The following is an 18,694-nucleotide window of genomic DNA, read 5'->3' as shown; positions in this document are numbered from 1 at the left end:
ACATGCCGCCGCCCGTCGACCGCCCTCCGGTGCGGGGCCGGGCAGCGGTCAGCCGGCGGTGTCGGTCTCGCGCGGGTGGAGGAAGCGGAACCCGGGCGGGGGGTGCATCAGGAAGTCATGGTGGGAGATGTTCCACGCGTACGCCCCTGCCAGCGCGAACACAGCCCTGTCGCCCGCCCGGATTCCGGGCGCCGGCACGTCGCGTGCCAGCACGTCCTTCGGGGTGCACAACTGCCCGGTGAACGTGACGCGGGAGCCCTGCGCGACGGGCCGGGGCAGCGGATGGGGCCAGCGCTCCACCGCCAGGACCTCGGCCGGCTGCTCGTGCCCCTTCGCCGCAGGCGTGCGCAGATGGTGGGTGCCGCCGCGGACCACCGCGAAGTCCTCGCCGTGGCTGCGCTTCACGTCCAGCACCTCGGTCGCGTACCAGCCGCAGTACGCCGTCAGCGCCCGCCCCGGCTCGATCCGCAGGACCGGGCCGGGATGCCGCTCGGCGATGCGGGCCATCCCGGCCCCGAAGGAAGACCAGTCGAAGCGTTCCGCCGGGCGCGAGTAGTCGACGCCCATGCCGCCTCCGACCGTGAGCTCGCGCAGCCGGACGCCGCACCGCGCGGCCAGACGCATGGCTTCGGCGACGACCTCTTCGGCGAGTGCGAGCTGCGCCTCGGCGCCCAGTCCGCTCGCCAAGTGGGCGTGGAGGCCGACCAGTTCGAGCTCAGGCAGCTCGCCGTCGACGAACAGGCTCAGGGCCTGCGCCGCCTGTGCGGGGTCCATGCCGAAGGGCGTGGGCCGGCCTCCCATGGCCAGGGCGCTGCCGTGAAGCGCGCTCGCGGTGACCGGTGGGTTGAACCTGATCAGGACTCGGGGCCGCGTCGCGCTCCCCACGTGATGGCGGGATGCCGCCCGGGCCAGTAGCCGGAGTTCGTGGAGACTCTCCACGTGGAAGCGCTCCACACCGGCGGTCAGCGCTGCCACGATCTCGTCCGGGGTCTTGCCGGGGCCGCCGAAGGCGAGCGGTCCCTGAACGGCGCTGCGGACATGGGCCAGTTCGCCGCCGGAGGAGACCTCGAATCCGTCCGTGAACGGGGCCAGTGTCCGCAGGATCTCCGGCTCCGGGTTGGCCTTGGCCGCGTAGTACAGCTCCACCGCCTGCGGAAGCGCTGCTCGGATCGCGGTCACGTGCTGCCGCAGCGCGCTCAAGTCGTAGATGTAGCACGGGAGTTCATCGGGAGCGAGGGCGAGAGCGGCGTCTCGCGCGGCTGGGGTGAGCAGGCTCAACTCACGGGTCCGTTCGTCACGTTCTCGTCGGTCAGGGGGGAGGGCAGCCGGACGTAACCGGCCTCACGGTCCGGCGAACGCTGCCAGCGCGTGAGCAGATTGGCCTTGGCGGGCAGCGCTTCCCCGGCGAGCAGCGAGCGCAGCAGCGGCGGGTCGCCCAGGTTTCCGGCGCACCGTGCGAGTGTGTGCCGGACGCGCCCCCACAGTGCCGGTTCCGTCTCCGGGTGCAGGTCTGCGACGGCCGAGAGCATGTCGGAGAGGTGGTTGACGAGCAGGCAGTACACGACGCGGTCCCAGCCACGACGGACGTCGTAGGTGAGCATGTGGGCCACTTCGTCGGGCAGTTCGGCCAGCGCTTCGCGGTGCGTCCCGGATACCAGCTTGGTGCCCTCCAGATCGCGGAAGACCATACGCACAGGTGAGCCGTCCCCGTCGACGCAGACGACGACGTTCTGCAAGTGCGGTTCGAGGATGAGCCCGTGGCGGAAGAACGCGGACAGCACGGGCGGGACGACGAGGTCCACGTATCTGCCCCACCAGTCGACGGCGGCGGACGGGCCCGCACCGTCCAGCAGTTCGGCGACGCGCCCCGGCCCGGTGGGGTACTCGTCCGCAACGGCGGCCGCCAGCAGGGGCGTTGCTCCGGCGGGCACGTACGGGCCGAGCCCTTCCCTGATGATCACCCCGAAGCCTTCCAGCAGCGTTCGGTCCACACGGCCGTCGGGGGTGCGCAACGCGAGACTGCGGTAGGCGGGCTCGCGGAGCACGGACGCGTCGGGATGGCGCACAGCCAGATCATCGAGCGTGTGCTTGAGCAGCCGGGTGAGGGCCACGGCACCGGTGAGCTCGTAATGCGCGTTCTTGCGAAGGCAGTTGGTGATGCGCACGTCGAGACTGAACTTCAGGAACGTCTCGCCGTCGTACACGGTCCGCACCGACGCGGTCGGAGTCACCGGAGCGGTTCCTTTGCCCAGGTCGCGCACAGCGCCCGACGAGACGGCAGCGGCGAAAACCGGGTGGCGGTGCAGCAGTTGGAACTGCCAGGGATGTGCGGGCAGTAACCGGAACCCGGGAGGGGCCTCGCCGAGCCGGTCCAGCAGCGAGAGCGCACCGCGCTGCGCGGAGTCCTGTGTGACGAGGTCCTCGCGTACGGCGAGCAGGCGCAGCGGGAAACGGGCGCCCTCCTCGGGCGAGTAGGCGGCCCAGGTTCCCGGGTCGGCGCCGTGGGCCTTGGGGGTGGGGTGGAACCGGTGCCCGAGCAGGAGCGACTGCTCGCTGTCGAGATAGGCGGCCGGGCCGTCGGCGGATTGCGGCAGACGGCAGTACGGCCTCCCGCGGCGGGCGAGCGCGCTGCTGACGGCCCGGTGGCTCGCCGCGACCTGGCCGAGGAACTCGTCGTTCCGGGAGCTGGTGCGCAGAGTGAGTTCGGCGTGCACCTGATCGGCCAGCCGGTGCCAGCCGATCGGAGTCCAGCCCTCGGCCGTGTGTTCGTGCACCGGCCCGGTGAAGCGGTGGGCCCCGATCAAGGACGTGCGGCGCAGCGCCACCCGAAGCTCCACACCTGAGAACGGCAGCCGCAGCAGGAGCCGGCCGTCGACGACCCGGCGTGTGTCCTCGTCCGTCACCTCGCGCAGCACGCAGTTGAGGAGGGTGTGGGCGACGGCCTCGTCGGCGGTGGGCAGCACAGCGGGGACAGGGACCGGCGGGTGGGCCGTGGTGGTGCCGGGCATGGGTGGTCAAGCCCTCCGCAACAGGTAGTTGGGGCCAGTGGTGTAGTGCTTGTTGACGTCGGTGGCGCCGGACCGTGCTTTCGTCAGCAGGGTTCCGGCCGTCACCATGGCTTTGACGGGCAGTTCGGGCGCCTCCAGCACCTTGGAGCGCAGCACGTCGGCGGCCGTACGGTGCTGACCGGCGAGCCGGTCCACGGATTCGGCAAGCCGCCTCCGCACCAGGCCGATCAGGGCCTCACGCGTCGAGGAGCCGTCCCGGCCGAGGCTGAACGCCCAGGCGCCCGCGCACAGGTGCACGGTGACGGTGGTGAACAGGTCGGCGACGGGCCCGTCCTCGGCGACGCGGATACGCGGATCGTCGAAGCCGAGCCCGTCGGCGTCCGCGTCTGCCTCGCTCAGTGCCCTGCGCAGACGGACGGTGTTGATGCGCGGTCCGTCGTTGTCCTTGAACAGAAGCCGAGGTGTGGGGCCGCCGGAGCCCCCGAGGACGAGGGAGACGTTCTGCTGGTGCGACTCCAGGGCGATCCCGTAACCGAAGAGTGTGGTCTGCCAGTCCAGCAGCAGCATCAGGAACGCGTCGATGAGGGCGGCGACGTCTCCGCCGTAGAAGCGGCGTGCCAGCGAGTCGATGACCGGGCGGCCGTCCGGCGCCCGGGCCGCCAGCGCGGCCAGCGGGACGACGACGCAGTCGTCCGGCAGCGGCGGCTGACGACGGATCAGCGCACTCAGCAGTTCATGACCCGCCGTGGCATGGCGGGTCTCGTCAGCGAGCAGCACCCGGCCGCGGAACCGCGGCTCGCGTTCGATCACCCGCTCCAGCAGCCGCTGGCATGCGGCTCCGTCGAGCAGTGTGCCCGGCTGTATCGAGCGACGGTTCAGCCGGCCCAGCGTGGAGGTGGGCAGGGGCAGTTTGACGTGGGTCCCGGGGTGATCGGCCAGAGCGACGGTCCGCATCGAGAGAGTGGGTACCGCCTCCAGATACGGCTCCTCCAGCAGCACTGCCCGCCCGGTCAGGCCGGTGGTGGCCAGGGCCTCCTTCAGCGGACGCCCGACGGTGAGCGGATGCACCGGCAGCAGCACATGGGTCCGTCGCCACCCCTGAGGGAGTTCCGCGTCCCACGGGCCGTTCGGACCGGCCGGGACAGGCAGCCCGAGTGCCCGGGTGCCGCCAGGCCAGGACACGGCGACGTCCGCGGTCGGCAGCGCGAGCCATCGGAGCCGGAAGCGCGGATGGAACTCCGGTGCCCAGGAACGTAGTTGATGCTCCGTCATACCGGGACGGGCACGAGAAGCGGGGTACACCGGGTGATCGGTGCGAGCCGCGAGACTGTCGAAGGCGAGTGACGCGGCAAGACCCTGCCAGCGCGCGGGGTCCGGCCCATGGCGGGCCGTGAGCCGTTCGTATAGTTCGTCGCGGGTCGCAGCGTGCAGGCGGCGCGCCAGGATGTCCGCGCGGCACTCGTCGGCGAAGGCGTCGAAGCCGGGCCGGTCGGCCGGGTCTGCCACAGCGGCGAGTGCGGTCAGCACGTCGGTGACCGTGGTCAGGTCGGTGCCCTCCGCCTCCCGGCGCAGCAGCGGGAGACGGGCCGCCAGCGTGCACTGGAATCCGTCGTGACGTACCGGGATGAGCAGGGAGCCATGGCGGCTGTCCTGGAGCCGGAGCCAGAGTCCGTCTGGAGCGTTGAGCTCGGCCGAACGGGTGCGCAGCCCTGAGACGTCCTCACGCAACAGGGTGCTCAACACCCTCAGCAGCAGCTCCTGTTCCGCCGGGTGAGTGCGCGTCACGGGCGCAGGCCCGGCGGTCACGGGGTGATCTCCCACCGATGCTCGGCGAGGAAGTCCTCAGCGGCCCGGTCCACGGACTGCTGGTCTGGGCCGGTGGTCCGCAGGGCACCAAGGTAGTCGCGGTTGGTGTGGTGGAGGTCGTGGCGTTCTCCCACGTCCCGCAACGGCCGGTACGTCAGCCGCACCCCTCCTGCTGCGTGCACGTCGGAGGCGCTGGGCGCGGCGGTGAGGGTGCCTCCGCGGTCGGCGCACGGCCAGTCGATGCGTGCCGCCCCGCCTGCCCGCGTGGGCAGCTGTGAGGGCAGGAGATCACCCAGGTGAGCGCCGAGTATGTGGTCGAAGAGCGGGACGTCGAGCAGATCCGCGAGCAGCAGATCGCACTGGTCGCCGATGGCGCGGTAGTTGACCTCGATGATGCGTGCGCGACCGTCGTGGACCACGAACTCGGTGTGGCAGGCGCCGAGTCCGACACCTAGCACGCGGAGCTGGGCGAGGACCGCCTCCGTCATCTGCGCAGGGTGCCGGTGCGTGTACGTCATGCGCTGCTCGATGAAGCAGGGCGGCGGCGAGAGCGTGGTACGGAAGCCCCCGAGGTCGTGCAGACGGCTGGCGTCGCCCACGGTCTCGAGGCTGAACAACTCGCCGGGAAGGTACTCCTCCACCACGAGTGCCGCGCCCGGGCGCCGCGCCCGTATCTCCTCGCTCCTCCGGGCCAGTTCCGTGGCGTCCTCGGCGAGGAAGACGTCCTCACTGGCCACTCCCTCACGCGGCTTGACGACGCAGGGGAACGGGGCTTCGAGCGCCGGCAGACGGGATGCCAGGTCGTCCTCGGCGGCGATCTCGGCGGCCCATACGGTGTCGGCGCCTGCCGCGGCGAGGTGGCGGCGCATCTCCGCCTTGTCCTTGGTCCTGAACGCGGCGCGCCAGTCCTTGGCCGGCAGCCCGAAGTAGTCCGCGGCCAGCGCGGCGTGCAACTGCAGATGATCACTGTTGGTGAAGACGGCGTCGGGGGAGCGGTGACCGGAGATCCGGGCGATCACCGACCCGACGTCCCTCACGTCGCAGCCCAGCACCTCGACCTGGGCAGCCCCCGGACCGTCCCCGAGGGAGTGGGTGTGCTCCTGCGGACGGTCGGTGAGCAGCGTGACATGGACCCCCCGCCGTCGGGCTGCCGGTAGGAAGCCGCAGGTGACCGAGTCGGTCGGGTTCAGGGCGAGCAGGTACAGCTGCATGTCGGAACCCTTCCGGCGCTGTTCGACGCGAGCCGGAGCTGAGCTTAAGTTAGGTAATCCTAAATCCGCCAACTCGCCGAGGGGGGTGGAGGGTTCAGGCGGGACTGTGTGAGTAAGGTTCGCCTTACCTGTTGGCGCGGGGTGCTCGTACGCCCGCGCCCGGCATGAACGGCAAGAACTGCAAGGAGCCCCGTTGAACCTGGCCCCGACGTCGGCCTCCGCACGAGGCGTCGAGAGCTGCTTCACGCTGCTCACCTCGACCTACCAGCGCCTGGGTGCTCTGAGCCCCACGCTGAACCTCCACGTCGCACCCCCCGCTTCCGCGGCCGGACAGGACTGGGCGGACCTCGGCGAAGCGGCCCGTCACCCGCAGGTTCTCGAAGCCCTCCTTGAGGCGGAGACGGCCCGGTACGCGACACCACCACGCCCGGACGTGGTGGCCTCCCGCGTTCTGCACCGCCTCCTGTGGTGCACCTGTCTGCTGCTGAGCGGGCCCTGGTACCTCGAGCGCCGAGTGCCGCGTCTGCGCCCGGAAGACGTGCGGATCAGCCGCCGGGACGAAGCCTGGCAAGTGGTCCCCGGAGGCTTTGCGTGCCTGCCGGACGACCCCGCGGCATCGCTCCCCGGAGCTGTCCCCGTTGCGGGCGCGGACGCGCTGAACCACGAACTGCGCACCGCCGCGGCCGACCAGGCGCGACCTCTGATCGCCGCTCTCGGTCCTCGGCTCCGGCGCGGGCCGAGGGCGCTGTGGGGGATGGTCGAGGACGACCTCGTCTCCGGGATCTGGCATCTGGGCCGCGCCACAGGGGAGGAGGAGAATGCGGTCGCCGCCGCCGGTGAGCTGCTGCCTTCTCCGGTCCCGCCGTTCCCCGCGGGTGCCGGGTTCCGCCGTCTGCGAGGCGGCGACGGGACGTCGTATCCGACCCGTACCCGTGCCGGATGCTGCCTCTACTACGCCATCTCGCCCGACGAGGCGTGCGCCACCTGCCCGCGCACCGGGGACGCGGAGCGGCTGGCGCGCATCGACGCCGGATAGCTCAGCCGGGCGCCGCTCTTCGGGCTGGCTGCGGCGGGAGACGGCGACAAGGGATCTTGTTCGTTGGAGCTGGTGTGGTGCGCTGCTTGGACTGGGTGCCGGGTGATTTCGCCATTGCGCCGCCCGGTGAGTAAGTCCGGTCTCTTTCGGCCGCGGAAGCTTCGCCGAATCCCCGAACATTGCCGGTCGGCCGGGAACGGTCGGCGGCGCAAAGCCTGGTTTCAGGTTCTCCGGGGCCGGGGACGGTTCGGACCATTTCCTGCGTTCGAATTCTGCGCCGGACGGCGCGTGACGGAACAGGCGAGGGACACCCATGGGTTGGACACGCACACGTCGAGTGGCCGCGTCGGTCGTTCTCGCAGGAGTGATCGCCGTCGCCCCGGCGGCTCTGCCGTCGGCAGGCGCCGAGACACGGAGCGGGAACACATCGTCGTCCGAGAGCGCGGCTGCGGAGCGGCCCGGCTCGAAGACGCCGCGGCCGCCTCTCCTTCCGCGGAACTTCCGAGGGAAGGGCAAGTGGATCGTCAGGGATCTGGGCATCACGGTCCCGTTCACCTGGCAGGGAAAGAACGGCGACAGCCAGATGGTCGCCGGCGGCCCGCAGTACCCGATCTGGTTCACGAACCTGATCTACCGCGGCTCGCTCTACACGCTGACCTACAAGTGGCCCGGTCTGAACGAGCACTCGTGCTCGAGGATTCCGGGCTTCGACCTCGACGATGTGAACCAGGCGTTCAAGGGTTCGCGGTTCGTCGGGAGGGAGACCCTGGAGCGGAACCCGAGACGGCACGTGAATCACTGGCGGGTCGGTGTCGTCCTTCCGAAGCTGCCTCCCGGGAAATTCCTGCGGTTCCCGCTCGCGCTCGGCGACATCTACGTCGATCAGAACAACCGGAGTACGTTCTGGCAGGTGCTGCAATTCGGCGTCCAGAATCTCTACGACCCCGAGTTGGACGAGTGGCTCGTGATGGACACCTTCGAGCACAAGCCCGGAAAGGTCACGCTTCCCCCGCGGTGCCAGTCGCCGTCGTGACCCGGGGTCCGTCGTCGAACGGATCCCTCCCCTGAACATCGGCAAGACGAGACCGCTGCCTCTCAGGAGGGAGCGGTCTCGTCGTGAGCGGGGACAGGTGTGGCCCCGTCAGTGACCGGCCGCTGTCGACGTGACGGGCAACGGCTCCACCACCGCACGCTCACCCGGCACCGCCCGCTCCCTGACCCGGGCCCGCTTCGGGCCGGAAGGCCATTCACGGAACCGCCGGAAGCGCATCGGCACGCCGCGTGCGACGGACAGATCGGAGCTGTCCATGGCCTGGATGTGCACGTGCGGCTGGGTCGAGTTGCCGGAGTTGCCGCAGCTCCCGAGGTGCTGGCCTTCCACCACCGACTGGCCTGCGGAGACACGGATGGAGCCCGCCTGGAAGTGCGCCAGAGCGACGAAGGTGCCGCTCTCGCGGAGCGAGATGATCACGTGGTTCCCTGCCATGGCGGCCACGCCCCGGCGGAGCCGTGCGGCCTGGCCCAGCGCGTACGGCACCAAGGCCACTTGCGACCGCCGCCCTTCGTGATCGGGCTCGCCCTCGTGCACGGCGACGACGGTGCCGCTCGCGGGGGCCAGGACGGGCCGGCCGAAGGCGAAGAAGATCTCCGGCGGTTCGGTGGCGAGGAAGGTCCGCCAGCTACGGCTGCCGGCTGTCCGGTGGCGCTCGTCCACGCCGGTGAAGTCGATGGCGTAGCGCCCGCCGAACAGGTCGGTTCCATGACTGGGCACGCGCCGGGCCGGGCTGTTCTCGGTGCGCCAGAGGCCCGTGAAAGGCAGCGAGACCTCGATTCCCCGGGGCTCCGAGCTTCGTGAAGGCGACTCTGCGGCCATGGCGTCAGCATAGGCGAGCGCTGCGGCGGGCGGCGGGTGAAGCCAACTCACGTACGACAAACGGCCGTTGGGGCAAGGGAGGGGCCTCGGTCGTCTCGTGCATCTGTAGCGCGGGCGGACGGTCCAGCAGCGCGCGGCAACGTCCTCAATGCGGCGACGGGGGTTGCCCCCTGACTGGACATGCTACATCCTGCTGACGTGACGATGCTTTGCCGTGGACTAACGGTTGACCTCGGAGAGAAGGGCAAGAGCGGATGACGACCATTGATGGACGCCTCGGAGCCGCACCCGAGCCCACCGGCCCGGTGAGCAGGATCGACTACAGCGAGCGGATCCCCAACAACGTCGACCTGGCCGGTGACCGCAAACTCCAGAGGGCGCTGGAGCGTTGGCAGCCGAAGTTCATCGAGTGGTGGAAGAGCCTCGGGCCGCAGGTGCCGACCAAGGAGGTCTACCTGCGCACCGCCGTGGCCATCGACCGGGACGGCTGGGCGGTATACGACTTCGTGCCCATGGAGGAGTACCGCTGGGGGATCTTCCTCGCCGAGACCGACCCGGACCGCGAGATCAGCTTCGGCCAGCACAAGGGCGAGAAGGCCTGGAAGGAAGTCCCCGGCGAGTACCGCGCCGAGCTGCAGCGGCTCATCGTCATCCAGGGCGACACCGAGCCGGCCAGCGTGGAGCAGCAGCGCCAACTCGGCGCCACCGCACCGAGCTTGTACGACATGCGCAACCTCTTCCAGATCAACGTGGAGGAGGGCAGGCACCTCTGGGCGATGGTGTACCTGCTGCAGGCGTACTTCGGACGTGAGGGGCGCCAGGAGGCGGAGGAGCTGCTGCGCCGCAACAGCGGCGACTACGACAACCCGCGCATCCTCGGGGCCTTCAACGAGGACACGTCCGACTGGCTGAACTTCTTCATGTTCACCTACTTCACGGACCGGGACGGCAAGTACCAACTGGGCACGCTGAAGGAGAGCGGCTTCGATCCGCTCGCCCGCACCTGCGAGTTCATGCTGAAGGAAGAGGCCCACCACATGTTCGTGGGCACCACCGGCATCCAGCGGGTCGTCGAGCGGACCGCGGAGCTGATGAAGGAGCACGGCACCGACGACATCCTGGAGCACGGCGGGATCCCGTTCGCCGTCATCCAGAAGTACCTCAACCAGCAGTTCTCGGTGTCCATGGACCTGTTCGGTTCGGAGCTCTCCTCGAACGCCGCGGCGTACTACACCGCAGGACTGAAGGGCCGCTGGCAGGAGCGCCGGCGTAAGGACGACCACTCCCTGCAGGACCAGACGCGGGAGATGACCAAGGTCGAGACCGGCCAACTCGTCACCGAGACCGTGCCGCTGCTGAACGCGCTCAACCTCGATCTGCGTGACGAGTACGTCGCCGACTGCGAGAACGGCGTCCGCCGCTGGAACCAGGCGCTGGAGGACGCCGGGCTGCCGCACCGGCTGACCCTGCCGCACGAGGGCTTCAACCGCGAGGTCGGTGTGTACTCCGACGCGCACGTGAGCCCCGAGGGTGAAGTGCTCACCCAGGACGAGTGGGACGCCCGGGTCCACCAGTGGCTCCCCTCGGAACAGGACCTGGCCGACGTGCGGTCGCTGATGAAGCCCGAGTACGAGCCGGGCAGGTTCGCCGGCTGGATCGCGCCGCCAGCCCAGGGCGTCAACAAGCTGGGCGTGGAGTTCGACTACGTGCGCTTCTGGCAGGAGGACAACTGAGAGCCCGTCACCGTCGCACGGCGCCCGGTCCCTCGGCGGACCGGGCGCCGGTCTGTCGTCGTCAGGACCGGTCGTCGGCGCCCGTGCACAGGCGCTGCCAGTACGCCTGGGCCCTTCGGTGCCAGCGCTCATGGCAGCGGTGGAAGACCGTGGCCGCGTCCGGGCCCGGCCAGTCCTGGTCGAGCAGCTCCCCGGGCAGTGCCGGGTCCAGGGCTGGGAAGCGCCGCCAAGCGTGCACCAGGTGCACCTGGGCCACGAACGCCTCCTGCTGGTCGCCTACCTGCACGCTGTTGAACTGCTCGACGAATTCGCCGTAGGCCGTCTCGATCTTGTTCAGCGGCCAGGCGGCCGAGACGACGTCCTGGGGGTCGCCGATCCCGGCCGAGGGCCCCGTCCACGACATGGTGCTGTGCTCGATGCCGAGCTCCCGCACGATGGCCCGGACTTCCTCGGCCCGCCCGGCGTCGGGCACCACCCACAGGCCAGGTGCGGGCGATCCCATCCCCGCCCAGGTCAGGCGGGTGCGCAGCTTGTGCCGCAGCCTTCGCTGGGTCTCCGGCACCGTCACCGCGAGCACGAGCCAACGGCCGTCCCAGCGTTGCGTGTGCCGCATGAACGTGTAGATCCGCTCGGTGCCTTCCTCGAGCAGCTGTTCTCCGTCCGGCGTGAGGCTCCATCGCGTACGGCGGCCGACCCGGTCCGACACCAGCAGGCCTTCGGTGGAGGACCGCGCAAGCGCCTGCCGTGCCGCCTTCTCCTCGATGCCGAGGGATTCCAGCGCCCCGAGCAGGGCGCCCGTCCAGACCGGTTCCCGCCTCGGCAGAACGAACTCGCCGAGCACGGTCAGCAGCAGGGAGCGCGCACTCGACGAGCCCGGCCAGGCCTGCCGCGGGCTCGGTGCACTTTCCACAGGCGTACCGGCAGCGGCCACGTGTCGAGTCCTCTCGAAGGGGGCGGGAACACCCGGAATTCTAGTCCGCGCCCACAGCGGTCCCGGGCGTTCGCAGGGAAAAACATACTACGTGCTGTTGACGACTCACCATGCCAATGTAGAGTCATCGCTCAAGACGCATCGAGCGCTTGGAGGAGTGCGATGACCGCCGCGGTCGAGACCAGCACCCAGATCCCCGGCAGTGACACCGGCGCCGGGCACCTCGAGGCGGCTGAGGGTGCCGACGGCGTACCTTCCGTCTCGTTCGACACCTCGCCCGACCGCTACCGGCACTGGAAGCTCGACGTCGACGGCGAGGTCGCGACGCTCACGCTGCTGGTCGACCAGGACGGCGGGATCGTCCCCGGCTACCAGCTCAAGAGCAACTCATACGACCTCGGGGTCGACATCGAGCTCTACGACGCCGTGCAGCGGCTGCGCTTCGAGCACCCCGAGGTCAAGTCCGTCGTGGTCACCGGCGGGTTGGAGCGGATGTTCTGCGCCGGCGCGAACATCAAGATGCTCGCCCAGTCCACGCACGCCTGGAAGGTGAACTTCTGCAAGTTCACCAACGAGACCCGCAACGGCTTCGAGGACGCGACGCAGCACTCCGGACAGACCTACATCGCCGCGGTCAACGGCACCTCCGCCGGCGGAGGTTACGAACTCGCCCTGGCCTGCGACCAGATCGTCCTCGTCGACGACGGCTCGTCGGCGGTCGCGCTTCCGGAGGTGCCGCTTCTGGGCGTGCTGCCCGGCACCGGCGGCCTGACCCGGGTGGTGGACAAGCGGCACGTCCGCAAGGACCGGGCCGACATCTTCGCCACCAAGAGCGAGGGCATCAAGGGAACGACCGCCGTGGAGTGGCGACTTGTCGATGCCGCGGTCTCCCGGGGCCGGTTCGACGCCGAGGTCCGCACGCGGGCCGAGGAAGCAGCACGGCGCTCGCACCGTCCGACCGGCGAGCAGGGGGTCGCGCTGACTCCGCTGAACCGCGCGGAGACCGACGTGGCGATCACCTACCCGCACGTCGAGGCGCAGCTGCTGCGCGACCAGCGGCGCGTCGAGATCACGGTTCAGGCGCCCGCCGAGGCTCCGCCCGCGGACGCCGCGGCCGTGCACGAGCAGGGTGCCCGCTACTGGCCGCTCGCGCTGGCACGGGAACTCGACGACCTGATCCTGCGGCTGCGCACCAACGAACTCGAGCTCGGCACCTGGGTGTTCCGCACCAAGGGCGACGCCGGGACGGTGCTGGCCCACGACGCACAACTGGACGCACTTGCCGACGACTGGTTCGTCAACGAGGTCCGGCACTACCTCAAGCGGACGTTCAAGCGCCTGGACGTCACCAGCCGCAGCCTCGTCGCGCTGATCGAGCCGGGCAGCTGCTTCGCCGGAACGCTGCTGGAACTCGCGCTGGCCGGCGACAGGCAGTACATGCTGGCGGGCGTCTTCGAGGACGTCGACCCCGAGGCCGACCCGGCCTCCCTGGTCATCGGCGGCGCCAACCAGGGCGCGTATCCGATGGGCAACGGGCTGACCCGGCTGGAGTCGCGGTTCCACGCGGCCGAGGAGGAACTGCAGGCGGCGCTGGCCCGCTCGGGAGCCCCGCTCGAAGCCGACGAGGCCGCCGCACTCGGGCTGGTCACCATGGCGCTCGACGACATCGACTACGAGGACGAACTGCGCATCGTGCTGGAGGAGCGCGCCTCGCTGTCGCCCGACGCGTTGACCGGGATGGAGGCCAACCACCGTTTCGTGGGGCCCGAGTCGATGGAGACCAAGATCTTCGGGCGGCTGACCGCCTGGCAGAACTGGATCTTCAACCGTCCCAACGCATCCGGCCCGGAAGGCGCGCTGCGCCGCTACGGCACCGGTAAGCGAGCCGACTTCGACGTCAAGCGGGTCTGACACAGCCGACTGCTGCTGAGGAAGAAGGAGGCGAAGAACTCATGCCCACGCCGTCACGGTCTTTCAACGCCGCCACCTACCTTGTCGACCGGCACCTCGAGCGCGGCCGCGGCGGGCATCCCGCCGTGCGCCACGCCGGGGGCGACATCACCTACGCCCAGCTGTACGACGACGTGGCCCGCGTGGCCGGTGCGCTGCGGCGGCTGGGCATGCACCGCGACGAGCGGGTCATGTGCTGCATGTCCGACACCCCGGAGCTGCTGACCACGATCCTGGGCGCGTTCCGTGCGGGGCTGGTCGCCGTGCCGGTCAGCACGATGCTCACCGGCAGGGAGCTCGGTTCGATCCTGGCCGACTGCGGCGCACGAGTGCTCGTCTGCACGGCGGAGTTCGCCGACGCCTGCGCCGAAGCGGTCCGCGCGTCACCGGACGTGACCCACCTCGTCGTGGTGGGCGACGCCGAACCAGCAGTACCGGCAGGGGTGTTGCGCCTGCCGTGGGCGGAGGCCCTCGACGGTGTCACGGCAGACGACGGCGAGGCCGCAGCCACCGGTGAGGACACGCCTGCGTTGTGGCTCTACACCTCCGGCACGACCGGGATGCCGAAGGCCGCCATGCACCGGCACGCCAACATCCGCCACGTGTGCGAGACGTACGGGGACCAGGTGCTGGGGATCCGTCCGGATGACCGGTGCCTGTCGGTCGCGAAGCTCTTCTTCGCCTACGGGATCGGCAACTCCGCGTTCTTTCCGCTCTCGGCGGGCGCCACCACGATTCTCGAGCCACGCCGTCCCACACCCGAGGTCGTCGCCGAGAGGGTGCGCGCCGACCGGCCCACTCTCTTCTTCGGCGTCCCCACCTTCTACGCCGGGATGCTGGCCGCGGAGCTGCCGGCGGACCTGATGGCGTCGGTACGACTCGGGGTCTCCGCCGGTGAGGCCCTGCCCGCCCCGCTCCTGGAGCGCTGGCGGGGCCACTTCGGCGTCGGGATCATCGACGGTCTGGGCTCCACGGAGGCGTTGCACATATTCCTCTCCAACCGGCCCGACGACATCGGCCCGGGGACCAGCGGACACCCGGTGCCCGGGTACGAGCTCCAGATCCGCGACGAGCACGGCGCCGTACGGCCGCCCGGCGAGGCGGGGTCGCTGTACGTCAAGGGCGAGTCGATCGCGACCGGTTACTGGTGCCGCACCGAGACCAGCCGCCACGTCTTCCAGGGTGACTGGCTGGCCACCGGCGACACCTACGTGCAGGATGACGAGGGCCGATACACCTGCCTCGGGCGGTCCAACGACATGCTGAAGGCGGGCGGCATCTGGGTCTCGCCGGCCGAGGTCGAGAGCCGGCTGATCGAGCACGAGGACATCCTCGAGGCCGCCGTCGTGGGCGTCCCGGACGCGGAGGGCCTGGACAAGCCCGTGGGTTACGTGGTGCTCAAGGACGGCGCCACCGCCGACGCGGAGGAGCTGATCGGCTTCTGCCGGGACGGCCTCGCCCACTTCAAGGCCCCCCGTCGAGTGGTGTGCGTGGACGAGCTGCCGCGTACGGCCAGCGGCAAGTTGCAGCGCTTCAAGATCCGTCGGATGGCCGCCGAGGACGGCAGCGCGGATGGTCCCGCAGAGGGCACGCCGGCAGGCCCTGACCGGACGTCTGCCGAGCCCGAGGCCGTCGTCTGACCGCGAGCACGTGCAGGAGGAGCAGATGACCAGTGGAGAGCAGCACCAGGCCGGCGAACGGTACGAGGTGGACCTCGTACTCGTGGGAGCCGGGCCGGTCGGCCTCTACGGCGCCTACTACGCCGGCGTCCGCGGGCTACGCGTCGCGTTGGTGGACTCGCTGCCCGAGCCGGGCGGCCAGGTGACCGCGATGTATCCGGAGAAGCCCATCTACGACATCGCCGGCTTCCCGAGTGTCCGCGGGCGCGACCTCGTCGGCAATCTCGTCGAACAGGCCGGACGGTACGGCCCGTTGTACCTGCTCGGCCAGCAGGCGCAGTCGCTGGAGCGCGTCCCCGTCGAGGGCGGTCCCGACCGCTTCAGCCTGAGGACCTCCAGCGGCGCGGTGATCGACTGCGGTGCAGTGGTGGTGACGGGCGGCATCGGGACCTTCACCCCCCGGCCGCTGCCCGCCGGTGAGGAGTTCCTGGGACGCGGGCTGTCCTACTTCGTGCCGTCGCAGGCCGACTTCGCGGGCACCGACGTGGTCGTGGTCGGCGGTGGCGACAGCGCGTGCGACTGGGTGCTCGCGCTGAAGCCGGTGGCCCGGTCGGTGACGCTCGTACACCGGCGGACGGCATTCCGGGCGCATGCGGCCACCGTCGAGGCGGTGCTGTCCTGCGGCGCCACGGTGGTGACCGATGCGCAGGTGACCCGGATCGAGGGGAACGGGGCCGTCGAGAAGGTCGAAGTCACCTGCAAGAACCAGGAACCCGTCGTGCTGGAGGCCCAACGCGTCGTCGCCGCACTCGGCTTCCTCGCCGATCTCGGACCGATGCGCGACTGGGGATTCGAACTGCACGACAACCGGCACCTCCTGGTGGATTCGAGGATGGCGACCGACGTTCCCGGGGTCTACGCGGCGGGAGACATCTCGGAGTATCCCGGCAAGGTACGCCTGATCTCCGTCGGCTTCGGCGAGGTGGCCACCGCGGTCAACAACGCCGCGGTGCACCTCGATCCCGGCGAGTCGTTGTTCCCCGGCCACAGCACCGACGCGGCGCCCGTCGTCGCGGCCGTGGCCTGAGTACGAGGAGAAGCACCGTGCCCTACGTGATCATGTCGGACTGCATCGACATCACCGACCAGTCCTGCGTCGAGGAGTGCCCGGTCGACTGCATCTACGTCGGCGAGCGCAAGCTGTACATCAACGGCAAGGAGTGCATCGACTGCGGCGCATGCGAGCCTGTGTGCCCCGTCGAAGCCATATCCCAGGACCGCCGGGTGCCCGAGGATCAGCAGGAGTTCATCGAGGACAACAAGACCTTCTTCAACGAGGTGCTGCCCGGCAGGGAGGAACCCGTCGGCACGCCCGGCGGTTCACGGCTGACGGGTGACATCGGCGTCGACACGACGCTGGTGTCGAATCACTCAGGCAACTAGGGGTTCATACGATGTTGGACGGTCACCTGCTGGTCGACGCCCATGTGCACGTGCCGCTTCTGCCGAGCATCGCCCCGGCCTGGTCGCAGTGGGCCCTCGACTTCGGGCGGGAGGGCGTGCTGGAAGACGTCTGGGACGCCGACGGCAGGCCTGATCCGGCGAAGCTGGACCGTCTGTTCGCGGCCGAAGGCGTCGACGTGGCGCTGCTGTTCTGCGAATACAGCCCGAAGGCGACGGGCTACCAGCGGTTCGACGACCTGCTGCCCCTGATCGAGCACAACCCGCGGCGCTTCCGTCCGGTGGCCAACGTCAACCCGCATCTGCACTTCCCGGTCGACAAGGAGCTGCGGCGGCAGCTCGACCTCGGGGCGGCGGCGCTCAAACTGCACCCCGTGCACGGCGGGTTCCGCCTGGACGATCCGGCGCTGTATCCGGCGTACTCGCTGCTCGTCGAGCGGAACGTCCCACTCGTGACGCACTGCGGGACGTCGTCCTTCCCGGGCTCGATGAACGAGCTCGCGGATCCGACGCAGCTCTACCCGGTGCTGAGGCAGTTCCCGAACCTCAAGGTCGTGCTAGCCCACGGAGGGAGGGGGTGGTGGTACGACGCCGCGGCCTTCCTCGCCCTCTCCCACGACAACGTGTGGATCGAGCTGTCCGGACTGCCTCCCAAGCGCCTGACGACGTACTACGCGCGGCACGACCTGAACAGGCTCGCCCGCAAGTGGATCTTCGGCACCGACTGGCCCGGGGTGCCCGGCACCGCCGTCAACGCCCGCGCGGTGGCAGGGTTGGGCCTGGCCGACGACACCGTGCCGATGGTGCTCGCCGAGAACGCCATGCGCGTCTACCACGGCCTTGCGCGCGAGAAGGAGTGAACACCCCATGCCGGTCTACGCGTTCGACGGGATTCGCCCACAGGTGAGTGCCGACGCCTACATCCATCCCGATGCGGTGCTCATCGGCCGAGTCAGCGTGGGCGCCCAGTCGTCGGTGTGGCCGGGGGCCGTCCTGCGCGGCGATCACGGCCGGATCGAGGTCGGCTCGCGCACGTCCGTGCAGGACGGCACGGTCGTTCACACGACAGAGCAGTGGCCCACCCTCATCGGGGACGAGTGCGTCGTCGGGCACAACGCCCACCTGGAGGGCTGCACGGTCGAGAACCGCTGCCTGATCGGTTCGATGTCGGTGGTCCTCAACCGGGCCCACGTCCACGGCGGTTCCGTCGTCGGGGCCGGCGCGGTGGTGCCGGAAGGGCTCGTCGTGCCCGAACGGTCGATGGTGCTCGGAGTCCCGGGCCGGGTGAAGCCCTTGCCGGACGGAAAGCACGACGACTTCGTCGGTTACGGAGTGGACGTCTACGTCGGATTCGCCCGTCGCTACCCCCAGGCCATGACCCGCGTCGACCTCGCCGACTGCCGGGTGGACTGACGACGAGGCTCCCGTCCCCTTGCGCGGAGAGACGAGCAACTGGTCGGTTGGCCGTGCACGTCACCGCCTCCTGCCGAACGCGGGTCCCGTCTGCCGGACACCGGCGTCGTGGCCACGAAAGGGCCCTCCGGGCACGGCCGGAGAGCGGACGGAGCGAGGCATCGGCGGCGGAGATGCGGGTTTCGTCGCGGGCGGGTGGGACTGCCGCTTCCGCGGCGGACAAGCGGCAGGTAAGGGGTCAATGTGCATTCCGAGAACGCAGAGTTGGTCACTCACATCGACGAGTGCATGGGTGCCGTCTCGGCGGCCCGCGCCGGAATCGCGGGAGGGCCCGGGCAGTCGGGCGCGAGCCCCGACGTCCTGCCGTGGCAGCTCTCGGCGTCCCTGGAGGCACTGCGTACGGGACGCCGGCACCTCGACGTGGCGTACTCGATGCTCCTCGAACGGGCGTTGAACGAGGAGCCGAGCCACGAAGGCCTCGGGCTCTACCGGGAGGAGGAGGCCTGAGCAGCCCCTGCCGCGGGCAGCAGCAGAGGGCTCACCACCCGGTGTCGGCGGGAGCCTGCACGGGGAGAAGCTGCGGGCGCTTGGCCGTACGTCCGTCTCCGGATGACCGGCCGCGCAGACGCCTGCCGATCCACGGCCCGAGGAAG

General features: G+C 70.1%; 16 protein-coding genes and 1 pseudogene. 10 read left to right on the top strand and 7 right to left on the bottom strand.

Going from position 1 to position 18,694, the window contains the following annotated elements; translation table 11 throughout:
- Positions 1-48 precede the first annotated feature (48 nt).
- Genes H5J26_RS07370 through H5J26_RS07355 form a run of 4 tightly spaced genes read right to left on the bottom strand, consistent with a single transcriptional unit; the run spans position 49 to position 6,025 of the window.
- Complete coding sequence (locus tag H5J26_RS07370) at positions 49-1,278, bottom strand: type III PLP-dependent enzyme (RefSeq protein WP_181764909.1); 1,230 nt, start codon at positions 1,276-1,278, stop codon at positions 49-51.
- Positions 1,275-3,008: an IucA/IucC family protein gene (locus tag H5J26_RS07365; protein WP_181764908.1), complete on the bottom strand. Its 1,734-nt coding sequence runs from the start codon at positions 3,006-3,008 to the stop codon at positions 1,275-1,277. The genes H5J26_RS07370 and H5J26_RS07365 overlap by 4 nt, the downstream gene beginning before the upstream one ends.
- A gap of 6 nt (positions 3,009-3,014) precedes the next feature.
- Positions 3,015-4,793, bottom strand: a complete 1,779-nt coding sequence (locus tag H5J26_RS07360) for an IucA/IucC family protein (protein WP_309237816.1) — start codon at positions 4,791-4,793, stop codon at positions 3,015-3,017.
- 17 nt (positions 4,794-4,810) lie between these two features.
- Positions 4,811-6,025: an ATP-grasp domain-containing protein gene (locus tag H5J26_RS07355; protein WP_181764906.1), complete on the bottom strand. Its 1,215-nt coding sequence runs from the start codon at positions 6,023-6,025 to the stop codon at positions 4,811-4,813.
- Between the two features lie 193 nt (positions 6,026-6,218).
- Between H5J26_RS07355 and H5J26_RS07350 the strand changes: the two genes are divergently transcribed.
- Positions 6,219-7,061, top strand: a complete 843-nt coding sequence (locus H5J26_RS07350; RefSeq protein WP_181764905.1) for a (2Fe-2S)-binding protein — start codon at positions 6,219-6,221, stop codon at positions 7,059-7,061.
- A 313-nt stretch (positions 7,062-7,374) separates the two neighbouring features.
- The gene (locus H5J26_RS07345; RefSeq protein ID WP_181764904.1) at positions 7,375-8,094 is read left to right on the top strand and encodes a hypothetical protein; all 720 of its coding nucleotides are present in this window, start codon (positions 7,375-7,377) and stop codon (positions 8,092-8,094) included.
- A 108-nt stretch (positions 8,095-8,202) separates the two neighbouring features.
- On the opposite strand, the gene H5J26_RS07340 is transcribed toward H5J26_RS07345, so the two are convergent.
- A complete protein-coding gene (locus tag H5J26_RS07340) occupies positions 8,203-8,934 on the bottom strand; it encodes a M23 family metallopeptidase (RefSeq protein ID WP_181764903.1) in 732 nt (243 codons plus the stop codon).
- A gap of 254 nt (positions 8,935-9,188) precedes the next feature.
- Here H5J26_RS07340 and boxB point away from each other — a divergent pair, with 254 nt between their 5' ends.
- A complete protein-coding gene (gene boxB, locus H5J26_RS07335) occupies positions 9,189-10,667 on the top strand; it encodes a benzoyl-CoA 2,3-epoxidase subunit BoxB (RefSeq protein ID WP_181764902.1) in 1,479 nt (492 codons plus the stop codon).
- A 61-nt stretch (positions 10,668-10,728) separates the two neighbouring features.
- On the opposite strand, the gene H5J26_RS07330 is transcribed toward boxB, so the two are convergent.
- Positions 10,729-11,577, bottom strand: coding sequence for a PaaX family transcriptional regulator C-terminal domain-containing protein (locus H5J26_RS07330; protein WP_210771094.1), 849 nt, complete (start codon positions 11,575-11,577; stop codon positions 10,729-10,731).
- Between the two features lie 183 nt (positions 11,578-11,760).
- On the opposite strand from H5J26_RS07330, the gene boxC reads away from it, so the two are divergent.
- The 7 genes from boxC (at position 11,761) to H5J26_RS07295 (ending at position 18,548) form a co-directional block, all read left to right on the top strand.
- Positions 11,761-13,509, top strand: coding sequence for a 2,3-epoxybenzoyl-CoA dihydrolase (boxC, locus tag H5J26_RS07325; RefSeq protein ID WP_181764901.1), 1,749 nt, complete (start codon positions 11,761-11,763; stop codon positions 13,507-13,509).
- 41 nt (positions 13,510-13,550) lie between these two features.
- Complete coding sequence (locus H5J26_RS07320) at positions 13,551-15,188, top strand: benzoate-CoA ligase family protein (protein ID WP_181764900.1); 1,638 nt, start codon at positions 13,551-13,553, stop codon at positions 15,186-15,188.
- Positions 15,189-15,213: 25 nt separating this feature from the next.
- Positions 15,214-16,254, top strand: a complete 1,041-nt coding sequence (locus H5J26_RS07315; protein WP_181764899.1) for an NAD(P)/FAD-dependent oxidoreductase — start codon at positions 15,214-15,216, stop codon at positions 16,252-16,254.
- A 17-nt stretch (positions 16,255-16,271) separates the two neighbouring features.
- Positions 16,272-16,610, top strand: a complete 339-nt coding sequence (fdxA, locus tag H5J26_RS07310; RefSeq protein ID WP_181764898.1) for a ferredoxin — start codon at positions 16,272-16,274, stop codon at positions 16,608-16,610.
- A gap of 11 nt (positions 16,611-16,621) precedes the next feature.
- On the top strand, positions 16,622-17,488 hold the full coding sequence (locus H5J26_RS07305) for an amidohydrolase family protein (protein ID WP_181764897.1): 867 nt from the start codon (positions 16,622-16,624) through the stop codon (positions 17,486-17,488).
- 7 nt (positions 17,489-17,495) lie between these two features.
- Positions 17,496-18,041, top strand: a complete 546-nt coding sequence (locus H5J26_RS07300) for a gamma carbonic anhydrase family protein (RefSeq protein WP_181764896.1) — start codon at positions 17,496-17,498, stop codon at positions 18,039-18,041.
- A 243-nt stretch (positions 18,042-18,284) separates the two neighbouring features.
- Entirely contained in the window at positions 18,285-18,548 is a 264-nt protein-coding gene (locus tag H5J26_RS07295) for a hypothetical protein (RefSeq protein WP_181764895.1), read from the top strand.
- A 31-nt stretch (positions 18,549-18,579) separates the two neighbouring features.
- Here H5J26_RS07295 and H5J26_RS31330 read toward each other — a convergent pair.
- Positions 18,580-18,694, bottom strand: a pseudogene (locus H5J26_RS31330) (SGNH/GDSL hydrolase family protein); the annotation flags it as partial.

Origin of the sequence: Streptomyces albidus (ex Kaewkla and Franco 2022) (assembly GCF_013870515.1) — a bacterium.
GTDB lineage: Bacteria > Actinomycetota > Actinomycetes > Streptomycetales > Streptomycetaceae > Streptomyces > Streptomyces albidus.
The sequence above is the reverse complement of the archived record's forward strand: the minus strand, read 5'-3'. Positions and strand labels throughout refer to the sequence as shown.